This is a genomic window from Devosia sp., from assembly GCF_017307565.1.
Classification (GTDB): Bacteria; Pseudomonadota; Alphaproteobacteria; order Rhizobiales; family Devosiaceae; genus Devosia.
In genome coordinates, this window is the sequence record NZ_JAFKHD010000523.1 from 1 (window position 1) to 2,285 (window position 2,285).

Sequence of the window (2,285 nt, forward strand, 5' to 3'; positions counted from 1 at the left end):
ACAGCCCATCCTGCGACATCAGGCGAATGAGTTCGCGCCCAAAGGTCAGCGTCTTCATGAAGCCGGCCGGATTGGGCGCCATGGCGTGGGATTCGGGCAGGATATAATTCTGGTTGAGCAGGTTGATGTCGGCGATATCGATCAACCGCCGGCTCGAGAGCACGTGAAAATAGCTCGGAAAGCGCTTGAACTCGACCTGGTCGGTGTTGAGCCAGATGCCGAACTGGTGCGTCATCTCGCGCGCCACCCGGTCCTGTGTCGGCCCCAGAATGACGACCACGACGTCAAACGGTCCGTCGATATAGCGCTGCCCCGAACCGGCGTCGGGCGCAATCGTGCCGTAAAAGGTCAGGCGCTCGCCATCAAAACTCGAAGTGATCTGGATCGTGTCATTGGAAACGCCCGACACCAGTCGCGCCGCACCCGCCGGAAGAACCGAGAGCAGCAGAACAGCGAGCAGGGCGAGAAAACGGCTCATCTGACGGCCATCGAGAACACATCGCTCGGCGTCAGCACCAGCGACAGGCCAAAGCGAATGGCGACGGCCAGAACCAGCAGGGCAAGCAGCCCACGCAATTGCTCGCCGCGCAGATGCTGCCCCGCGGCGGCGCCAAACTGCGCCCCGGCCGTGCCGCCAACCATCAGACAGAAGGCGAGCAGAATGTCGACGCTCTGGCTCTGTACGGCATGCATTATCGTGGTCGCCGCCATCATGGCCACGACCTGCGCCAGCGAGGTGCCGATCACGACATTGCCAGGCACGCGCAACAGATAGACCAGCGCCGGCACCATGACGAAGCCGCCGCCAATGCCGAGCAGCGAGCCCACAAACCCGATGAAAAGGCCAATGGCGAGCACCGGCAGCACGCTGATATAGAGCCGGCTCTTCTTGAAGCGCACGCGCCAGGGCAGACCATGGATCCAGCTATGCTGGCTCGGCAGACGCTCGCGCACCACCACGCCCTGCCTGCTTTTGAGCAGCGCCCGCACTGATTCCTGCAGCATCAGAATGCCGACAAAGCCGAGCAACACCACAAAGCCGATGGCGATGACGAGATCGAGCTGCCCATTGGCGCGCAGGACCGAGAAGGTCGCGACACCGCCAAAGGCCCCCAGAATACCTGAAAGGATCAGATACATGGCCAGATGCAGGTCGATGCCGCCGCGTCGATAGTGGCTGATCGCGCCCGAGGTCGATGCGGCCACCACCTGGCCGGTCACCGAGGCTACGGCCACCGAAGTCGGCACGCCGGAAAAAATCAGCAGCGGGGTCAGCAGGAACCCGCCACCCACGCCGAACAGGCCCGACAAAAATCCGACCGCCCCTCCGATCCCCACGAGAAAGAAGAGGTTCACGGAAAGCTCGGCGATCGGCAGATAGATCTGCAAGACCCTGGGTCCCGTTTTGCAATTAGCTGTTTGGGCGACAGGCTAGCGCCAGACCGTCAACAAGTGGTCAAGGTTCCAGAAAAACAGGACAAAATTGTTTCAAAGAAAGGGATTTTTTGTGCCGAGGCCATGAAGCACCCGCGCTTGCCCTCCCGTCTCTGCCCCGTCTGCGGCGCCGAGTGTCGGTTTGGACTTCTGAAGCGCTTCAGAACCCGCGGCGTCATTCCCGCGAAAGCGGGAATCTCTGTTGCAAAGCAGGGATGACACCACGGGAAAGTCCCAAACGAGCCCCCCGTGGGTGTGACCGGCCGGCCTCAGTTCGCCGTGGGCGTTGCCATCAATTCCCAGACATTGCCCTCGGTATCCTCGAAATAGGCCGAATAGCCCCATTCCGATTCCGTCCCCGGAGTGATGATCGAGCCGCCGGCAATCAGTACGCGCTCCAGAATTTCATCCACCTCGTCGGCGCTGTCGGCACGGTGGCTCAGCACGAAGCCCGGGGTGCCTTCCAGCGTTTCCGGCTTGCCGGCGGTCTGGGCGATCTGCTCGCGCGGAAACAGTACGAAGGAAAAGTCGTCGTCGAAGAAGAAAGCGACATGGTCCTCGCCCGCACCGATCTTGTCGTCGGCGATGTCGAACAGCGCGCGATAGAACACAAAGGCGCGTTCGAGTTCGTCGACGCCGATGGTGATGATGTTGATCTTGGGCTTCATCGCCTCGTCCTTCTCTATGTGCCGGACGAGTCTAGGCTTTTTCTGCTCCGGTCGCAAACAGAGCCTCGAACTGGCCTTCCTCGATGCGCGCTGCGGCGATCACCGCCTGGGTGCGGCTATCGACATCGAGCTTCTGCAAAATCGCCGAAACGTGGGCCTTCACCGTTGCTTCCGAGATGGAAA

Annotated in this window: 4 protein-coding genes; all 4 read right to left on the bottom strand. The window is 61.3% G+C overall.

The features are described from left to right. The coding region (locus tag J0I64_RS22505; RefSeq protein ID WP_291412519.1) for a TIGR02186 family protein at positions 1 to 478 on the bottom strand (478 nt) is incomplete at its 3' end. Next, positions 475 to 1,389, bottom strand: a complete 915-nt coding sequence (locus J0I64_RS22510) for a sulfite exporter TauE/SafE family protein (protein ID WP_291412521.1) — start codon at positions 1,387 to 1,389, stop codon at positions 475 to 477. The genes J0I64_RS22505 and J0I64_RS22510, both read right to left, overlap by 4 nt. 314 nt (positions 1,390 to 1,703) lie before the next feature. Continuing rightward, on the bottom strand, positions 1,704 to 2,102 hold the full coding sequence (locus tag J0I64_RS22515; protein WP_291412523.1) for a VOC family protein: 399 nt from the start codon (positions 2,100 to 2,102) through the stop codon (positions 1,704 to 1,706). A gap of 31 nt (positions 2,103 to 2,133) precedes the next feature. Beyond that, a partial coding sequence (locus tag J0I64_RS22520; RefSeq protein WP_291412525.1) for a LuxR C-terminal-related transcriptional regulator occupies positions 2,134 to 2,285 on the bottom strand: 152 nt, incomplete at its 5' end.